At 64.2% G+C, this 17122-nt stretch carries 17 protein-coding genes and 1 tRNA gene; 8 read left to right on the top strand and 10 right to left on the bottom strand.

The window, feature by feature from the left end; genetic code table 11:
* From VL752_RS21520 to VL752_RS21490, 7 genes are all read right to left on the bottom strand, one after another.
* Positions 1-259: glutamine amidotransferase (locus VL752_RS21520; protein WP_325358593.1), on the bottom strand; the 259-nt coding region annotated here is incomplete at its 3' end.
* Between the two features lie 3 nt (positions 260-262).
* Positions 263-1345 carry a phosphotriesterase family protein gene (locus tag VL752_RS21515; RefSeq protein WP_325358591.1) on the bottom strand — a complete coding sequence of 361 codons (1083 nt, stop codon included), beginning with the start codon at positions 1343-1345 and terminating at the stop codon, positions 263-265.
* Positions 1342-2340: an ABC transporter permease gene (locus tag VL752_RS21510; RefSeq protein WP_325358589.1), complete on the bottom strand. Its 999-nt coding sequence runs from the start codon at positions 2338-2340 to the stop codon at positions 1342-1344. The genes VL752_RS21515 and VL752_RS21510 overlap by 4 nt, the downstream gene beginning before the upstream one ends.
* Complete coding sequence (locus VL752_RS21505) at positions 2337-3119, bottom strand: ATP-binding cassette domain-containing protein (protein WP_325358587.1); 783 nt, start codon at positions 3117-3119, stop codon at positions 2337-2339. The genes VL752_RS21510 and VL752_RS21505 overlap by 4 nt, the downstream gene beginning before the upstream one ends.
* Entirely contained in the window at positions 3116-4069 is a 954-nt protein-coding gene (locus VL752_RS21500; RefSeq protein WP_325358585.1) for a substrate-binding domain-containing protein, read from the bottom strand. The genes VL752_RS21505 and VL752_RS21500 overlap by 4 nt, the downstream gene beginning before the upstream one ends.
* Positions 4070-4270: 201 nt before the next feature.
* Positions 4271-5299, bottom strand: coding sequence for a LacI family DNA-binding transcriptional regulator (locus VL752_RS21495; RefSeq protein WP_325358583.1), 1029 nt, complete (start codon positions 5297-5299; stop codon positions 4271-4273).
* 108 nt (positions 5300-5407) lie between these two features.
* Entirely contained in the window at positions 5408-6355 is a 948-nt protein-coding gene (locus tag VL752_RS21490) for a carbohydrate kinase family protein (protein WP_325358581.1), read from the bottom strand.
* A 227-nt stretch (positions 6356-6582) separates the two neighbouring features.
* On the opposite strand from VL752_RS21490, the gene VL752_RS21485 reads away from it, so the two are divergent.
* The 6 genes from VL752_RS21485 (at position 6583) to VL752_RS21460 (ending at position 12785) form a co-directional block, all read left to right on the top strand.
* On the top strand, positions 6583-7431 hold the full coding sequence (locus tag VL752_RS21485) for a BtpA/SgcQ family protein (protein WP_325358579.1): 849 nt from the start codon (positions 6583-6585) through the stop codon (positions 7429-7431).
* Between the two features lie 244 nt (positions 7432-7675).
* Positions 7676-9001 carry a M20 family metallopeptidase gene (locus tag VL752_RS21480; protein ID WP_325358577.1) on the top strand — a complete coding sequence of 442 codons (1326 nt, stop codon included), beginning with the start codon at positions 7676-7678 and terminating at the stop codon, positions 8999-9001.
* On the top strand, positions 8998-9807 hold the full coding sequence (locus tag VL752_RS21475) for an ATP-binding cassette domain-containing protein (RefSeq protein ID WP_325358575.1): 810 nt from the start codon (positions 8998-9000) through the stop codon (positions 9805-9807). The genes VL752_RS21480 and VL752_RS21475 overlap by 4 nt, the downstream gene beginning before the upstream one ends.
* A gap of 35 nt (positions 9808-9842) precedes the next feature.
* Positions 9843-10844: an autoinducer 2 ABC transporter substrate-binding protein gene (locus tag VL752_RS21470; RefSeq protein WP_325358573.1), complete on the top strand. Its 1002-nt coding sequence runs from the start codon at positions 9843-9845 to the stop codon at positions 10842-10844.
* Positions 10845-10857: 13 nt separating this feature from the next.
* Positions 10858-11835, top strand: a complete 978-nt coding sequence (locus tag VL752_RS21465) for an ABC transporter permease (RefSeq protein WP_325358571.1) — start codon at positions 10858-10860, stop codon at positions 11833-11835.
* Positions 11832-12785 (top strand): ABC transporter permease, encoded by a 954-nt coding sequence (locus tag VL752_RS21460; protein WP_325358569.1) that lies wholly within the window; start codon positions 11832-11834, stop codon positions 12783-12785. Before VL752_RS21465 ends, VL752_RS21460 begins: the two co-directional genes overlap by 4 nt.
* Before the next feature lie 181 nt (positions 12786-12966).
* On the opposite strand, the gene groL is transcribed toward VL752_RS21460, so the two are convergent.
* From groL to VL752_RS21445, 3 genes are all read right to left on the bottom strand, one after another.
* On the bottom strand, positions 12967-14607 hold the full coding sequence (gene groL, locus VL752_RS21455) for a chaperonin GroEL (protein WP_325358567.1): 1641 nt from the start codon (positions 14605-14607) through the stop codon (positions 12967-12969).
* Between the two features lie 24 nt (positions 14608-14631).
* Entirely contained in the window at positions 14632-14946 is a 315-nt protein-coding gene (locus tag VL752_RS21450; protein ID WP_325358565.1) for a co-chaperone GroES, read from the bottom strand.
* Positions 14947-15179: 233 nt separating this feature from the next.
* Positions 15180-15254, bottom strand: a tRNA-Gly gene (locus tag VL752_RS21445).
* 212 nt (positions 15255-15466) lie between these two features.
* Between VL752_RS21445 and VL752_RS21440 the strand changes: the two genes are divergently transcribed.
* Both VL752_RS21440 and VL752_RS21435 read left to right on the top strand, forming a co-directional pair.
* Entirely contained in the window at positions 15467-16399 is a 933-nt protein-coding gene (locus VL752_RS21440) for a co-chaperone YbbN (protein ID WP_325358563.1), read from the top strand.
* Positions 16400-16418: 19 nt separating this feature from the next.
* Complete coding sequence (locus VL752_RS21435; RefSeq protein WP_325358561.1) at positions 16419-17090, top strand: LON peptidase substrate-binding domain-containing protein; 672 nt, start codon at positions 16419-16421, stop codon at positions 17088-17090.
* Positions 17091-17122 lie beyond the last annotated feature (32 nt).

The following is a 17122-nucleotide window of genomic DNA, read 5'->3' as shown; positions in this document are numbered from 1 at the left end:
GCAGGAGCAGGGTATTGGCGCCGATATCCGAGAGCAGGATGACCTTGTATTCGGCGAGGCCGGCGGCCTCGAAGGGAAAGCGCTCGGCCGCTTCATGCGCGGGCATATAGGTCAGTTCGAAGGGACTGTCCTGCAACGCCGCCACCAGCGGCTCGGCGCCGAGATGAAAGGTCACGCTGCCGAATTGGTCGAAGCCCTTGAAATGGGTCGCGGAGGTCACCCAGCTCTCGCCGACCAGAAGAACTTTCGATTTTGTCACGGTTCAGTCTTTCTTTTGGTTTCGCCCGCCGCGCCAGAATACGTCGCGGGGATTGTCGATCATCAGTCTCTGAATGGAAGTTTTGCTAACGCCGTGTCGGCCGAGACGGGGGAGGAAATGCCGTTGCAGGTAGGCATAGCCAAAGCCACCGTAGTGCGTCAGCATCATTTTGAGAAAGACATCCTGCGACAACAGCACACGGCCCAGATGGCCACGCTCGATGAGAGCAGCGATTGCAACCGCATTGTCGTCGTCGGAGGGGCATTGCACACCCTGATCGGCATAGAAGAAATCCATGCCGATCATATCATATTCCAGAAAGGCGCCTCTGTCCGCAAGCGACGACTGGTAATCAAGGTCGCGGCCCGAGGGGTTCATGTGACACAGCACCGTGTGGGTGAGGTCACCACCTTCGGCCGCGATGATATCGAGCACACGGTGGCCAAGGCGGAACCAGCCGGGAAGATGCACCATCAACGGTAAACCGCAGCGCGCCTGTGCTTGTGCGGCACCGCGGAGGGAACGCTCCTCCATCGCGGTGAGATTGGGAGAGATGCCAATTTCCCCGATGATGCCGATGCGCACGCCGCTGTCGCCGATGCCGTCCAGCGCCTCGGCCACGATCTCGTCGGCAATCTCCTCCACGCTCATCCGGGCCAGACGGGCTGGGTGAGACGCCTCAAGATAGAAGCCGCCGCCGGTGACGATATGAAGGTCCGTCTCGCGCGCGATGCGTTGATGGGCCAAGGGATCACGACCGATACCTGCGCAGGTCGGGTCTACCACCGTGCGACCGCCGAGGGCTGCCACGGGCAGAAGCTCCGCCATGGCCAGCCGCTCGTCATCCAGCCTGCAATTATCGAGATTGACGAAGGGGTCCATGCGCAGCTCGCCCAGAATTCCGGGATGGACCGGATCGCAGGCGAGGCGCTGGCGCTCCGGTGCCGCGGGCTTGTGCCACCAGCAGCTGCAATCGTTGAGCAGATGCTCGTGCATCAGTGTCACGCCCATCTCGGCCGCCGGGATGGGGCCGAGAACCGTCATGACCTGGCCGGAGCCGGTATGGCCCAGGGAAAGTTCGCTCATTTTCGTCGGCCGGCTGAGAGGCGGGAGAAGATCCGGGTATTGAGCCAGATTGCGAGCAGGATAATCGCCCCGGTCACGATCTGCACCAGGAAGGGGGAGGTATGGACCAGAATCAGCCCATTGCCGATGACCCCGATGGTGAGAGCGCCGAGAACGGTGCCGAGAATAGTGCCGGTTCCGCCCATCAGGGAGGTACCGCCCAGCACCACGGCGGCGATGACCTGCAGCTCGAATCCTTCCGCGGCATTGGAGGAACCCGAGCCGAGACGCGCCGCGATGAGCAGACCCGCAAAGGCCGAGGTGAGACCGGTCAACACAAAAACCGACATTAGAATGCGCGTGGAGGGGATACCCACGCGTCGCGCGGCCTCGGCGTTGGCGCCCACCGCCGTCACGTAGCGGCCATAGCGCGTCTCCCGCAGGACGAAGGCGCCGACGGCAAGGACGAGGACGGCGATGATGGCCGGTATGGGAATGCCGGCGACCCAGCCACGGCCGATGGTGAGCAACGGTGCGGCGCCCGGCTCGTCGATCGGAATAGAGTAGCCGCGGGTCAGCAGCAGGGCGATGCCGCGCAGTATGGAGAGCCCGGCCAGCGTCACGATGAAGGACGGAATTTTCTGCGAGGCGACGAACCAGCCCTGCGCCCAGCCGACAATGGCGCCGAGCAGGAGCACGAGGAGCGTCGCGGCCGGCCAGGGGACGCCCGCCTGCAGGGCAATCGCGCAGACGGCGTTGGTGAGTGCCACGATGGATCCGACCGAGAGATCAATTCCCCCCGTGGTGATGACGAAGGTCATGCCGACGGCCGTGATCAGGAGGGGCGCCAATTGCCGCAGAACGTTCAGCAAATTGTCCGGCAGCAGGAAGAAGGGCGAGAGGATGGAGAAAAGCGCGCAGCAGAGGATGAAGAAGAGCGCGATCGAGAGCACCTGCGCATGCTCGATGAGAAAATCATGCGCGCTGCGGGGGCGCGCGGAGGCCATGCTGCTCATGCCTCCGCTCCCGATGCCGCATCGAGCGCGGCTGCCTCTTCGCGGTTGCCGCCGACAATCAGTTTCACGATTTCGTCCAGATTGGTCTCTTCGATGCGTCGTTCGGCAACCTTGCGGCCCTCATACATGAAGGCGATGCGGTCGCAGACGCGAAACAGATCCTGAAGGCGATGCGTGACGAGCACGACCGCCACGCCCTGCGCCTTGACACGGTTGATGAGGGCAAGCACCGCCTCCACTTCGGCGACCGCGAGCGCGGAGGTTGGTTCATCAAGCAGCAGCACCCGTGGGCCGAAGGAGGCCGCGCGTGCGATGGCGATGGATTGCCGCTGGCCGCCGGACAGCATGGCGACCTTAGCGCGCAGCGTCGGGATGCGGATGTCGAGCGCATCCAGCATCCGCCGCCCCTCACGTTCCATGGCTCGCTTGTCCAGCATGCTGCCACGGCTGAGTTCGCGGCCGAGGAAAAGGTTGCCGGCAACGTCGATCGTGTCGCAGAGACTGAGATCCTGATAGACCATCTCGATGCGTTGGGCCCGCGCCTCCGCCGGCCCCGCAATGCGGACGGGCCGGCCTGCAAGATGGATCTCGCCACCATCAGGCAGATAGGCGCCCGACATGACCTTGCTGAGTGTAGACTTGCCGGCGGCATTGTCGCCGACAAGTCCCAGGCACTCCCCGCCGAACAGATCGAGATCGACACCGTGTAGCACGGTACTGGACCCGAAGACCTTGCGGATGCCGCGCAGCGACATCAGCGGTGCGGCAGTCCCGTTCATCCCTTATAGACGGCGCGATAGGGGCCGACATTCGCCTTGGTCACGATAGTGACGGGCACCGGAATAGTGGCCGGCACGGTGCCGCCATGGAGCTTCGTGGCGAGCGCCTTGACCGCCGCATAGCCCATGCCCTCCGGGTCCTGTTGGACGACGGCCACGACATACCCAGCATCGATGCCGGCGACGGCCTGGGCGGTCAGATCCCAGCCGAAGATCTTGACCCGGTCTTGCAGGCCTTGGCTTTGCACGGCGGCGATGGCGCCCAGCAGCGCAGGTTCGCCCGTCGCATAGATAGTGTTGATGTCAGGATTGCCGGTGAGCAGCGATTCGGCAACGTTCAGTGCGGTGTCCTGGACATTCTGGCCGTCAACGACGCCGGCGACTGAAATCCCCGCCTGCCCCTTGACGGCATCGAGGAAAGCGGACTGGCGCTGGTTTTGAATGAAGGAATTGAGCGCGCCGATGACGCCGATACGCGCATGGCCCTTCATGTTCTTCTTCACATAAGGAAGAAAGACATCGGCGAGCATCTTGCCGGCAGTCTCGTTGTCAACGCCGACCTGGGCGAGCTGCGGGCCCTTGGGCAGCACGGCATCCACTGCGATGACGGGAATTTTGGCCGCCGCCGCTTCCTGGATCGCCGGCATGATGCCGTTGACGTCGATCGCGTCGACGACGATGCCCTGGACCTTTTGCTGGATATAGGCCTCGATGGCGTTGTTCTGCGCGGCAGGCTGGTCGTTCGCATTGAAGACGACAAGCTTGGCGCCCGCCGCTTTCGCGGCCTTCTCGGCGCCCGCCTGCAACTGGTTGAAGAACAGCGCCTGTTCGTTGATCTGAATGAGGGCGAAGGTCAGTCCTTCGGCGGCTATCGCACGCGATGCCGCGAAGCCGGCCATGGCAACACCCAGCGTGCCGCGCAGAGCCATTCGGCGGGTCAATCCGGTCATTCAGTAAAGTCCCCCAAAATGTTCATCGACACGTGCGAGCGATGCGCACGCATCGGCAAGTCGGTGTTGAAGGGTCCGGCGGCCTGATCGCGGCAGCATCGGGCGAGAGCGGTAAACCGGTTTACTATTGAGCCGTGTGAAACGCTTCAGTCAAGCGGAAATTTTAAAATCCGGAGTGATGCAATCGCAGAATGTTGACGGTTACTTCAGGCGCATCCGCCGGCGCGGGGCGCGCACGGATTGGCGGCGGACCAGCTCCATCGGTACCCGGATCTGCCGCGGCAGCCGTGGCCCGCGGGTGATTTCGCCGATCAACATTTCAAGCGCGCTGGTGCCCATTTTCGGCAGGTCCTGCCGCAGGGCGGTGATCGGCGGCTCGAACAGCGTGAGCGGCTCCACGTCGTCGCAAGTAACGACGGAGATGTCCGGTCCGATCCGTATGCCCTGCCGACGGAAGGTTTTCAGCATGCCGAGGAAGAGCTCGTCACTGCCGGTGAAGATTGCCGTGGTCTCGGGGTATCGCTGCAGCAGCTGCTCGGCCGCCGCCTCGCCGGCCTCCACAGTATAGGCGCAATCGAACACCGCGACCGCCTCGTGCCCGGGGCCTGCTGCCGCAATGGCCTCGTGAAAGCCTTGCCGACGCTCCTCGGCGCTCAGCAAGGTTTTCGGTCCCGACAGCATGGCGATCTTGCGATGGCCGGCCTCGACGATATGGCGCGTGGCGGCAACCGCACCTTCGCGATTCTCCGCGAAAACGCCGGGGAAATCGGAGCCGGCAATATCTTCGTCGACCAGCACGAAGCAGGGCACGTCCTTGAGTGCCGCGAGCAGACGGCCGTCGTCCGGATGATTGGTGGAAAACAGAACACCATCGACATGCTTGTTCTCGATCCGGCGGATATAGTCGATCTCGCGATCTACATTGTTGAGCGTCACGCACAAAAGCACCCCATAGCCCAGCCGTACTGCTGCCTCCTCAACGGAGGCTGCGAGCTGCGCGAAGAACGGGTTGGCGATCTCCGGAATGACCAGGCCGATCGTCTCCGAGCGGCCGCGACTCAGGGAGCGGGCGAGGGGATTGGGGGTATAGCGGAGCGTGCTCACCGCATCCTCGATGCGCCGCTTCGTCTCAGGGGGCAGGCGCATGGAACCGTTCAGATATCGGGAAACGGTGGTAACCGAAACATTCGCGGCTACGGATACATCTTTGATCGTTGCCTTGCGTGCCATGACGCATCTCCTATCCGTGGCGGTCCGGCCGCAACAGTCTTAGTTCATGTGATGCGATCGTAGGGGGAGGAGTACCCAAGGTAAAGTTGGTGGCGCCGGCGCGGCCGGTCAGCCGCCAGGGCGCCGCTGGGCCAGCAGTGCCTGCACCGCGGAGAGCTTCGGCAGGGCTGATTGCGCGCCAAGACCCTTTACCGACAAAGCAGCGGCCGCATTGGCAAAGCGCAAGGCCTCTGGCCAAGGCAGTCCTTGGGCGAAGCGGGCATGGAGAAGGCCGGCGGCAAAGCAATCCCCGGCGCCTGTCGTGTCCTGCACGTCGGTCTCGTAGCCGGGCGCGTGACAGCTGCCGCCCGGCCATGAGATGCGCGCACCCTCCGCGCCCAGGGTGATGACCACGACCGGGGCGACGTCCATGACGTTGACGCCCAAAAGCGCCTCGGCCGCCGCCTGGGAAGCCCGGTTGAAGAACAGGATGTCGAAGCCGCGCAGCGCCTTTGCGGCGTGCGGTGGCTCCGCGGGAAGATCGGCCATCTCCACATCCAGGGAACAACTGATCGCCAAGTCCGCCGACAGTTCCACAACCTGACGGCAGAGTGCAGGATCCCGCACGGAGGTGAGATGGGCATGGGTCACACCCCGAAAACTGCTGGCGGATAGATCCTCTGCCGCCGGACAATAGGCATCGGTCATCAACTTGATGAGGGATTTCTCACCATTGCTGGCTACGAGGCTGATGCAGCTGAAAGTCGGCGCATCGCGCATGCGCCGAACGAGGTTGGTGTTGACACCTCGTTGGGCGAGAGCCCCCAGAACAAACGCCCCCTCGGCATCTTGTCCAACACGGCCGAGAATACTGACTTTGCCGCCGAGTTCGGCGATCGCGGCAGCGACATTCGCCGCCATGCCGCCCGGCACGCGCTGAATGAGGCGCCCGTTGACCTTGCCATCCTGTGTCGGCAGTCGATCGACCGCGATGAGCACGTCGACATCGAGATCGCCGATGCAGAGAAACCGAACGCCGGCTGTATCTGGCGCATCCTTGGCGTCACCCGGTGTCATGAGAAAACCTGAACTCCCTTGGCGTTCACCATGTCACGGCGGGCTTCGGATCTTGTCAATCGAGAGATTGATGACGGGCCGTCGAGGCTGGTGCGCACCGCTTTGCCCGATTGACGGCGGAAAGAGCGGCTGTCAAAGGTGCTTTTGAGACACACGAGAAATCGCAGTTTGTGGTGGGGTGCGCGGTAGTGATCGCGCCCTGACCCACACGTCATCGGAGCACTGTTATGGCGAAGCCAAAAGTTCTGCCGGAAAAGCCGAATGCGCTTCTCGGCCTGTTCAATATCGACAAGCCGATCATTGGGGTTATCCATCTGGCAGCGCTGCCGGGCGCGCCGCGCTACGCAGGGCAGCCGCTGCGCGAGATCTATATGGCCGCCGCACGCGATGCGCGGACCCTGGCAGCGGGTGGCGTAGACGGCATCATCATCGAAAATGCGAGCGACATGCCCTTTTCGAGGCCGGAAGACATCGGCCCCTCCACCGTCGCTGCCCTGACGGCGGCCTGCCTCGAAGTGCGCGGAGCGGTGGATACGCCGATCGGCATTACCTGCGTCGCGAATGCGGTGATCCCGGCACTCGGCGTCGCCAAGGCGGTGGGCGCCGGTTGGGTGCGCGCCAATCAATGGGCCAATGCCTATGTTGCGAACGAGGGTTTTCTCAACGGGCCGGCGCCCGCAGCTATGCGCTACCGCTCTGCCATCCGGGCGGAGGACGTGCATATCTTTGCCGATGTTCATGTGAAATTCGGCGCTCATGCCATCACGGCGGATCGCAGCATTACGGAGCAGGCGACCGACGCGGAATGGTTCGACGCGGATGTGTTGATCGCGACGGGCACACGCACCGGTTCGCCGACGCAGCCCGAGGAGGTCGAGGAGGTGCGGGCGGGCACGAACCTGCCGGTCATCGTCGGCTCGGGGCTTTCGCCCGAACAGGTCCCGAGCCTGTTTACGGTCGCGGACGGCGCGATCATCGGCCAATGGCTGAAGCATGACGGGTTGTGGTGGAATGCGGTCGATCCGAAGCGCGTCGAGGCGCTGATGTCCGCCGTGGCACGGGTGAGGAAGGGCTGAGGAGCATACAGATCTCGCTTGCAGGAAGGCGAAATAGACGCCATCCAATGCCCGGCCTGTGGCCGAGGCGGCGGCGGATTTCAATTGCCTCAAAAAGCGGCGGTGTGCTCAAACAATGGCCTTCCACGGTGCCTGATACGAGATAAAGCGTAAAAATTCCTCTGGTAAACCGCTTTACTATTGATCGTCCCTGCCGCTAGGCTGTCAAGAGCTAAAGGATTTCTGCAGAGAGAGCCTGCGTCCGATGGATGATAACGCTGCCCAGGCTTCCCGCATCGCCGCGGCCGTGGACGCCGCCCGCGATCGCGTCGTGTCGACCCTCACCGATCTGATTGCGTTTCAGACGATCTCTCGGCCCGACCCCGCGCCTCCAGGGCCGGGGACGGAGCCTTGCCAGCGCTACCTGCGGGCCCGCCTTGCGGCGCTCGGCTTCGAGACCGAACTCTGGGAGCCGGACCCCGCACCGCTGCTCGAGAAATACCGAGGCCGGCCCGGCACGGTCGAAGCGCGGCGGTTTGAGGGACGCCCCAATCTGGGTGGCCGCAAGCCCGGCCAGGGCGGTGGGCGCTCTCTGTTGCTGACCGGACATATCGATGTCGTGCCGACAGGACCGATCGAGCACTGGCGCAGCGAGCCCTTCAGTCCGGTCGTGCAGGATGGTGCGATCTATGGCCGCGGTGCGGTGGATATGAAGGGAGGGGTCGCGGCCATGCTGATGGCCTGCGAAATCCTTCATGAGCTGGACGTGCCGCTGCGTGGTGACATCGTGTTCTCCACTGTCTGTGACGAGGAGATCTGCAGCATGGGCGCGCTGGCCCATGCCGATCGTGGCTATACCGCGGATGCCGGCATCATGACCGAGCCGACCGCCAACCGTATCGCGCCGATCTGCTTCGGTATCCTTTGGGGACGCATCATCCTGGACGGCATCGGCGGGCATGCGGAACTCACGCCGCGCAACTGGGATGCCGGCGGTCCGGTCGATGCCATTGATCTGTGCCGGCAGATGCTGAACGGCATCGATCTCATCAACCGCCGCTGGATGTTTGATCCGCGCAAGCGTCATCCGCTGATGGAAGGACCGGTGAATATTCTCGCGACCCAGATTCGCGCCGGGGAGCATCCGTCCTCTACCGCGGGGCGAGCGGAAATCGTGATCGACGTCAAATACCTGCCTGCGGAACGCGACGCGCTTGGCCGCGGCAGCCTTGTGGCGGCCGAAGTCGATGCGTTCATTAGCCAGATCTGTCAGGCCGATCCCTATCTGCGCGCCCATCCGGCGCGTGTGGAATGGTTTCTGGATGCGGATTGCACGGAAGTGCCCTCGGATCATCCCTTCGTCTCCTGCTTCCAGGGGGCCGTGTCGGCGAGCGGTCTGTCGCCGCAGCTGACCGGCTTTTCCTCACATAGCGATATCGGCATCCCGACCGATATCGGTGGCACGCCCACGGTCAATTTCGGGCCGGGGGATCCGAGCCAGGCGCATCAGCCCAATGAGCATGTGATGATCGCCGATCTGGTCTCCTGCACGCGCGCGCTGGCGTTGGCGATCGCGGATTGGTGCCGGTGAGCACGACGGCCGACATTTTGCCCAGGACGACGGGAGGTACTGCCCCCTTCATCCAGGCGCGGGGGATCGGCAAGCATTTCGCTGGCGTCACCGCACTTGCCAATGTCGACATGGATATCCGCGAGGGCGAGGTTCTCGCTCTTCTCGGCGACAATGGCGCGGGCAAATCGACTTTCATCAAGATTCTTGCAGGCGCCCATAGCCAGGACACGGGCACGATCGAGGTCGCGGGCAAGCGGGTGGCCTTCTCCTCGCCACAGGATGCGGCGGAAAGCGGAATCGCCACCATCTTTCAGGAGCTGGCGCTGTCTGACAATCTGACAGTGACCGAAAATATTTTTCTTGGCCGAGAGCTCACAACCAAAGTCGCGGGGTTTCCGATCCTGCGCCGTGCGGAGATGCGCCGCCGGGCGGCCGCACTTCTGCATGAGCTCGAGGCGCATATTCCGGACCCGAACCGGCCGGTCGCCGGGCTTTCCGGAGGCCAGCGCCAGGCGGTGGCGATCTGCCGTGCGCTCAACATCAATGCGCGCCTTGTCATCATGGACGAGCCGACGGCGGCGCTCGCCGTTGCCGAAACACGCAAGGTGCTGACCCTCGTGCGGCGCCTGGCGGAGCGCGGCTGCGCGGTTGTGCTCATCAGCCACAACATCGCTGATGTCATGGAGGTCGCAGACCGCATGATTGTCTTCCGGCGCGGCCGCAAGATTGCTGAAACGAAACGCACGGCGACCCATCCGGAGGAGCTGGTATCCTTCATCACCGGCGCCCATCCGAGCCTGCGCGCGCTCGAACAAGCCAGCTGACGGCGCTCCGCCGTTTTTCATTCATGAGGATCGACATGCGTAAGCTTCGTACCATCCTGCTGAGAACGGCCTGCGTGACGGCGGCCTTGGTGATTGCCTGCGCGTCTGGCCGGGCCAAGGCCGATGATTTGCCGAGCGTCGCCTTCGTGCCGCAACTCACCGGCATCCCCTATTTCAACGCCATGCAGGCGGGTGGAGAGAAAGCGGCCAAGGCCTTCGGCGTGCATTTCATCTATACGGGCCCGGTCGATGCCAATCCGGTCGATCAGCTGCAGATCGTGCAGAACCTGGTCAACCAGGGCGTGCAGGCAATCGCCGTCAGCATCCTGGATGCCTCATCGCTGGCACCCGTGGTGGCGCAGGCCAAGGCGAAGGGCCTGAAACTCTTCACGAGCGACAGCGATGCGCCCAAGAGCGGCCGCGCTGTCTATGTTGCGCAGGCAACGGATGACGGCTTGGCCGATACCTTGATCGACGAGCTGGTCAAGCGGACGGGGCCGAAGGCGACCATCGGTATCGTCTCGGGTGACGCGACGAGTTCCAATCTCAATACCTGGATCCGCCTCATGCAGGCACGGGTGAAGGAGAAATATCCTGGCATCCGGTTGCTCGCTCCCCAATTCGCTGGCGGCTCGGCCGATCGCGCTGACCAGTTGGCGAGCGACCTGATGACGGCGCATCCCGATCTCAAGGGGCTGATCGCCGTTGCCTCCAGCACCTGCCCCGGCGTTGGCCAGGCGATCGAAACCGCTGGCAAGATCGGTGCGGTGATCGGCACCGGCTATTGCAGCCCGAATACCGTCCGCTCGTACATCAAAAGCGGCGCCTTCGGTTTCTCCGTGCTGTGGGACCCGGCAGCACTCGGCTATCTCACGGTTTGGACCGGCAAGCAGCTGATCGACAACAAGCCCTTCGCCGCCAGCAACACGGTGCCGGGGATGGATCATCCCATTTCCTATGACGCGAAGACCGGCATTCTCCTGCTCGGGTCGCCGAGCGTCTTCACCAAGGACAATGTCGATCAGTTCAACTTCTGAGACCGGTAGGCGGGTGAGGCCGCGGCTTTGGGCGGGGGGCGGCGGGCGGGAGCTGACGCTCCTCGCCGGCTGCCTTGGGACGGCGATCGTCTTTTCGCTGGCCTCGCCTTACTTCCTGCTCGCGGCCAATCTCGCGACCATTCTGCGCAACAGCATCGAGTTGCTCGTCATCGGGCTCGGCATGACCTTCGTGCTGGCCATCGGCGGCATAGACGTCTCGGTCGGACTGGTGATGGGGCTGGCCGCGATCGGTGTCGGCCACGCGCTTCTGGCGGGCTTGCCACTTGTTCTCGTGGTGCTCGCCGGCCCGATCGCCGGGGCGCTGATCGGCATCATGACCGGCAGCGTGATCGTGTTCGGGCGCATTCCGGCAATCGTCGCAACCGTAGGCCTGCTCGGCATCTACCGTACGGCCATCTATGCCTTCCTCGGCGGCAGCTGGCTTTCCGGCCTGCCCGGCGCGCTGACGGCACTGGTGCGCATGCCGCTTCCAGGCGGCGTGCCGTTGCCGCTCATCGTCATTCTGCTGCTCTATCTCGTGGCCTATCTGCTGTTGCGCTGGACGCCCTTCGGTCTGCATCTTCTGGCCGTGGGCCAGGATGAGGAGCGTGCGCGGCTAGCCGGCATCGCGGTACGGCGAGTGCGCTTCCTGGCCTATGTGGCGAGCGGTTGCCTGTGCGGGATCGCCGCGGTCTCCTATGTCGGTACCTATCGCAATGTGGAGATGACGACGGGCGCCAGCATGTCCCTCGATGCGATCGCCGCCGTGGTGCTCGGCGGCACGAGCATTCTGGGTGGGCGAGCGTCCTTGCTCGGCACCATGCTCGGCGTTCTGCTGTTGCGCATGCTGGTGAACGGCCTCACGCTCATCGGCGTGCCCTCGCTGTGGCAGAGCGTGGTCACCGGGGTCCTGCTGCTTGCCGCCCTCATTGCCGAGAATGTGACGACCGGGCAGCTGCCCTGGGTCAGGTTGCGGAGGCCCGTGGCATGAGGAACCCGCATCACCGCAGCATGCTGCTGCTCGCGGCACTCTGGCTGCTGCTCATCGTCATCTTCGCGGCGATCAGGCCGGCCATTCTGCAGCCCTCGATGATTCAAAGCGTGCTGCAGTTCAGTTCCATGCTGGCGCTCGTCGGACTCGGCCAGGCGCTGCTTATCCTGAGCGGGGCGGGGCTCGATCTCTCGGTGGGTGGCATGGTCTCGCTCACTAGCATCCTGACGATGCTTCTGGTGCGGGCGGGCGTTCCGGCGGCGCTCATCCCAGCGTTGGCCCTCGCCATCGGTCTTTGCCTCGGGCTCGTCAACGGTGTGCTGGTGGTGAACTTCCGGTTGCTGTCGTTGATCGCGACGCTGGGCAGCATGTTCGCCTATGGCGGGCTGGCTTTGGCGCTGACCGGCGGGGCGACGGTCAGCGGCGTACCGTCCTGGCTGCTGCCATGGGGGCGCGGCACGCTCGCGGGCGTGCCGGCGCATTTCCTGACGACCGTGGTGCCAGCCTACCTCATCGCCGCCGCTGTCCTGGCCTTGACGCCGCTCGGGCGGTGGATTTTCGCCATGGGCAATAATGAGCGTTCGGCGCGGCTCGTCGGCATCCCGGTCGGGCGTATCCGCTTCACCCTTTATGCCATCAGCGGCTTGCTGTCCGGCCTGGCCGGGCTCATTTCGCTTGCCTGGTTTGGCAGCGGGCGGCCGGATATCGGTACGAATATGGAACTGGAATCGCTCGCGGCCGTGCTGCTCGGTGGTGTCGCCATCGCGGGCGGCCGCGGCGGGGTGGGGGGCGTGCTGGCTGCCGTCCTGCTTGTGGTCGCCGTCCAGGCGGGGCTGCAATATGTCAATGTCAGCAGCAGTTGGCAGCTTGGTCTCGTCGGGCTTTTGCTCATCGTGGCGCTGACGGCGGACCGTCTGCCTTGGGGACTGCGCCTGCGCGCGAAAGGATGAGGGCCGCGGTTGGCGGGGAGGGAGTGCGATCCCGAGGCCCTGCCGAGAAGAAGGCCGTCTACGAAGGGTGTCGAGCTGTCACGGAGAGCCGGCGGCCTGACCATGCACCTTGGTTTGGGTCTGCCGTCCGGGTGCGGAGGGGGTTTGGCGGTCAGCCAAACCCCAGCGCGGCTGGCGGTCTTTAGTAATCCATGTCGCCCATGCTGCCACCGCTACCCTGCGGCAGGGATTGCATGCGCTTCTCGCTGCGCTCGGCAACCATCGCCTCGGTCGTGATCAGCAGTCCAGCGACCGAGGCCGCGTTCTGCAAGGACACCCGAACCACCTTGGTGGGATCAATGATGCCGGCGTCGATGAGGTTTTTGTAGATGCCGGTCTGGGCGTCGTAACCGAAGGCATACTCGTTGCTCTCCAGCACCTTACCGGCGACCACGGCACCGTCATTACCGGCATTCTCCGCGATCTGCCGCAGCGGCATCTGCACCGCCTTGCGTACCATCGCGATGCCGAACGTCTGATCGGCATTGTCGCCCTTCATACCGACGAGGATCTGGCTTGCCCGGGCCAAGGCCACCCCACCACCGGGAACCACGCCTTCCTCAACCGCGGCGCGGGTTGCGTGCAGCGCGTCGTCAACGCGATCCTTGCGCTCTTTCACCTCGATCTCCGTCGAGCCGCCGACGCGGATGACGGCGACGCCACCAGCGAGCTTCGCCAGACGCTCCTGCAGCTTCTCGCGATCGTAATCGGAGGTCGTGTCTTCAACCTGGCCGCGCAGCTGATCACAACGCGCCTTGATGGCATCGTGCTCGCCCGCACCCTCGATGACGGTCGTGTTCTCTTTCTCGATCAACACCCGCTTGGCCCGCCCCAGCATGTCCAGGGTGACGCTTTCCAGCTTGATGCCGAGATCTTCCGAGATGACCTGGCCACCGGTCAGGATCGCGATATCTTCCAGCATGGCCTTGCGGCGATCGCCGAAGCCCGGAGCCTTCACAGCGGCGACCTTCAGGCCGCCGCGCAGCTTATTGACGACGAGAGTGGCAAGAGCTTCCCCCTCGACATCCTCGGCGATGATCATCAGCGGCTTGCCGGACTGCACGACGGCTTCCAGCAGGGGCAGCAGCGCCTGCAGCGCGGACAGCTTCTTTTCGTGGATCAGGATATAGGGGCTATCCAAATCGGCCGTCATCTTCTCGGCATTGGTGATGAAATAGGGGCTGAGATAGCCGCGGTCGAATTGCATGCCCTCGACGACCTCGAGCTCGGTTTCCATGCCCTTGGCTTCCTCGACGGTGATGACACCCTCGTTGCCAACCTTCTGCATGGCTTCCGCGATCATGCGCCCGATCTCGGCCTCTCCATTGGCGGAGATGGTCCCGACCTGGGCGGTCTCGGCCTCGGTGGTGATTTTCTTGGTCCGCGACGCGAGCTCGGCGACGAGCGCCGCGACGGCGCGGTCAACGCCACGCTTGAGGTCCATCGGCGCCATGCCGGCGGCGACGGCTTTGCCGCCTTCGCGGACGATCGCCTGGGCGAGAACGATGGCGGAGGTGGTGCCATCCCCGGCGAGGTCGTTGGTCTTGCTCGCGACTTCACGGACGAGCTGAGCGCCCATGTTCTCGAACTTCTCGGCGAGTTCGATTTCCTTGGCGACAGTCACGCCGTCCTTGGTGATGCGCGGGGCGCCGTAGCTTTTATCCATGATGACGTTGCGGCCCTTGGGGCCGAGTGTCACCTTGACGGCGTCGGCGAGGATATCGACGCCGCGCAGCATGTGGCTGCGGGCATCTTCGCTGAAACGAACGTCTTTAGCTGCCATGGGGCTATTCCTTCTTGTTCTTGTTTAGGCAGCGCGGGCGACGGGGGTGGCGCCTTCGATCACACCCAGAAGATCGCTCTCCTTCATGATCAGAAGTTCCTCGCCGTCCAGCTTCACTTCGGTGCCGGACCATTTGCCGAACAGCACGCGGTCGCCAGCCTTCACCTCGAGCGCCACGATCGCGCCCTGCTCGTTGCGGGCGCCCGGGCCGGCGGCAATAACCTCGCCCTCCATCGGCTTGTCCTTGGCCGTGTCGGGAATAATGATCCCGCCAGCGGATTTTTCCAACGGCGTGATGCGACGGATCACGACGCGGTCGTGTAGGGGACGGAATTTCATCGAATTTGTACTGACCTGGTGCCGGCGCTGATGCGCCGGTCGGCTTGCCCGGTGCCAGTGTGGCACGCTTCGCGTCGCCCGGTCTTAGCACTCTGGACCGGAGAGTGCTAATTAACTGGCAGGCATAGAAGCGCAGGATCGGCGACGCCGGAATGGCGACGGCCCGGCAAACGCAGGAACGCAAAAAGCGCCCCGAAGCGCGCTTTCATTCACCTGATTTCATTGAGAAAATTTGGAGCGGGCGAAGGGATTCGAACCCTCGACCCCAACCTTGGCAAGGTTGTGCTCTACCCCTGAGCTACGCCCGCGCTCCGTTGAGCCGGGTTCTATGCGGGTTGCGGTCCGATTGCAAGGGCGGTCCGGCCATGCCGCCATGCGTTCGCCCCTCTAGCTCGATCAACGGTTTTCCGATCTGGGCCGCCTGCACGGAGCGTCAGGGCTGGACTGCGGCGGGAGGTTTGGGCTTGCGCCGTTACGCACTATGATCATCTTCGATAGCACTCAGACACGGACGATCAGCATGGACCTGACATTCGGCCAGACACCGGCCCCGGGCGCTGCCGCGCCCATCATCATCGACGGCACTCAGGCAACCTTTATGCAGGACGTGATCGAGGCCTCGCGCGAGATGCCCGTCATCGTCGACTTCTGGGCAACCTGGTGCGGCCCCTGCAAGACACTCACGCCGGCCCTCGAAAAGGTGGTGACGGCGGCCGGTGGCCGCGTCCGCCTGGTCAAGATCGACGTCGATGCCAACCGCGCCCTCATCGCCCAGCTCACCCAGCTCGGCCTGCCGCTGCAGTCGATACCGACAGTCGCCGCCTTCTGGCAGGGCCAGATCGCCGATCTCTTCCAGGGCGCGCTGCCCGAGAGCGAGGTGCGTCGTTTTGTCGAAGCCCTTCTCAAGATGGCGGGCGGCACCATGCCCGCCGCCGATCTCCTGGCGGCCGCCCGCGCGGCGCAGGAGGAGGGCGATATCGAGAGCGCGGCCGAACTCTACCAGGCCATGCTCCAGGAAGACCCCGAGAAGCCGGAGGCCTGGGGCGGCCTTATCCGCTGCTTCCTCGCAGCTGGGCGGGAAGAGGAGGCGACGGCCCTGCTCGGCGAGGTGCCGGCCAAGATCGCTGACCATGCCGAGGTCTCCGGCGCCCGCAGCGCACTCGCCCTCGCCACGGAAGGCCGCGCGGCGCGGGGCCATCTGCAGGAGCTGGAAGCCCGGCTTGCGGCCGATCCGGACGACCACGAAGCCCGCTACGAACTCGCAACCGCTTTCAACGCCGTCGATCGGCGGGAGGACGCGGCGGCCGCCCTGCTCGAAATCATGAAGCGTCAGCGCGGCTGGAACGAGGATGCGGCGCGACTGCAATTGCTGAAATTTTTCGAGGCCTGGGGGCTCGAGGACCCGGTGACGATCGCGGCGCGCCGCCGTCTCTCCGCCATGCTCTTCAGCTGAGGCGGCCGTGGCATCCGGCATGAGACCATTCGACCCAGCGCTCGCGGAACTTCGGGCCGAGATTCCCGTCTTTCCCTTGCCGGGTGCCCTGCTGCTGCCTGGCGGGCGGCTGCCGCTCAACATCTTCGAGCCGCGCTATCTGGCGATGGTCGAGGGCGCAATGGCAGAGGGCCGCATGTTCGGCATGATCCAGCCCGACGCGCTGAAGCCCGAGGTTGCCAATGGCCCGGCGCTGTTCAGCGTTGGCTGCCTCGGGCGGGTCACCTCCTTCGCCGAAACCGAGGACGGCCGCATCGTCCTCTCTCTTCTTGGGCTCATCCGCTTCAAGGTTGTGGAAGAGGTCGAGATGCGCCTCGGCTATCGACGGCTGCGCGTGGATTATTCGCCCTACAAGGCAGACCTCCTGCCTCAGGAGGCCCTGCCGGCGGTGGACCGCGAGCCTCTGCTCGCGGCGCTTCGCGGCTATTTCGACCGTCAGAATCTGACCGCCGACTGGGATGCGATCGGCCGCCTGGACGATGAGGATCTGGTAACCGCGCTCGGCATGATGTGCCCCTTCGCGCCCTCCGAGAAGCAGGCGTTGCTGGAAGCAGAGACGCTCGCGCAGCGTTCGGCTATCCTTCTCGCCCTGCTCGCATTCGGCCTGCACGGCCAGGAGCCCGACGGTGACGAGCCGCCCCGCCTCAGTTGAAGGAGAGAAGCGCATGAGTGATCCGATGGCCG

The organism is Acidisoma sp. (assembly GCF_035492295.1).
Taxonomy (GTDB): Bacteria; Pseudomonadota; Alphaproteobacteria; order Acetobacterales; family Acetobacteraceae; genus Acidisoma.
Note: the sequence above shows the minus strand (reverse complement) of the source record. Positions and strands in the feature narration are given on the sequence as shown.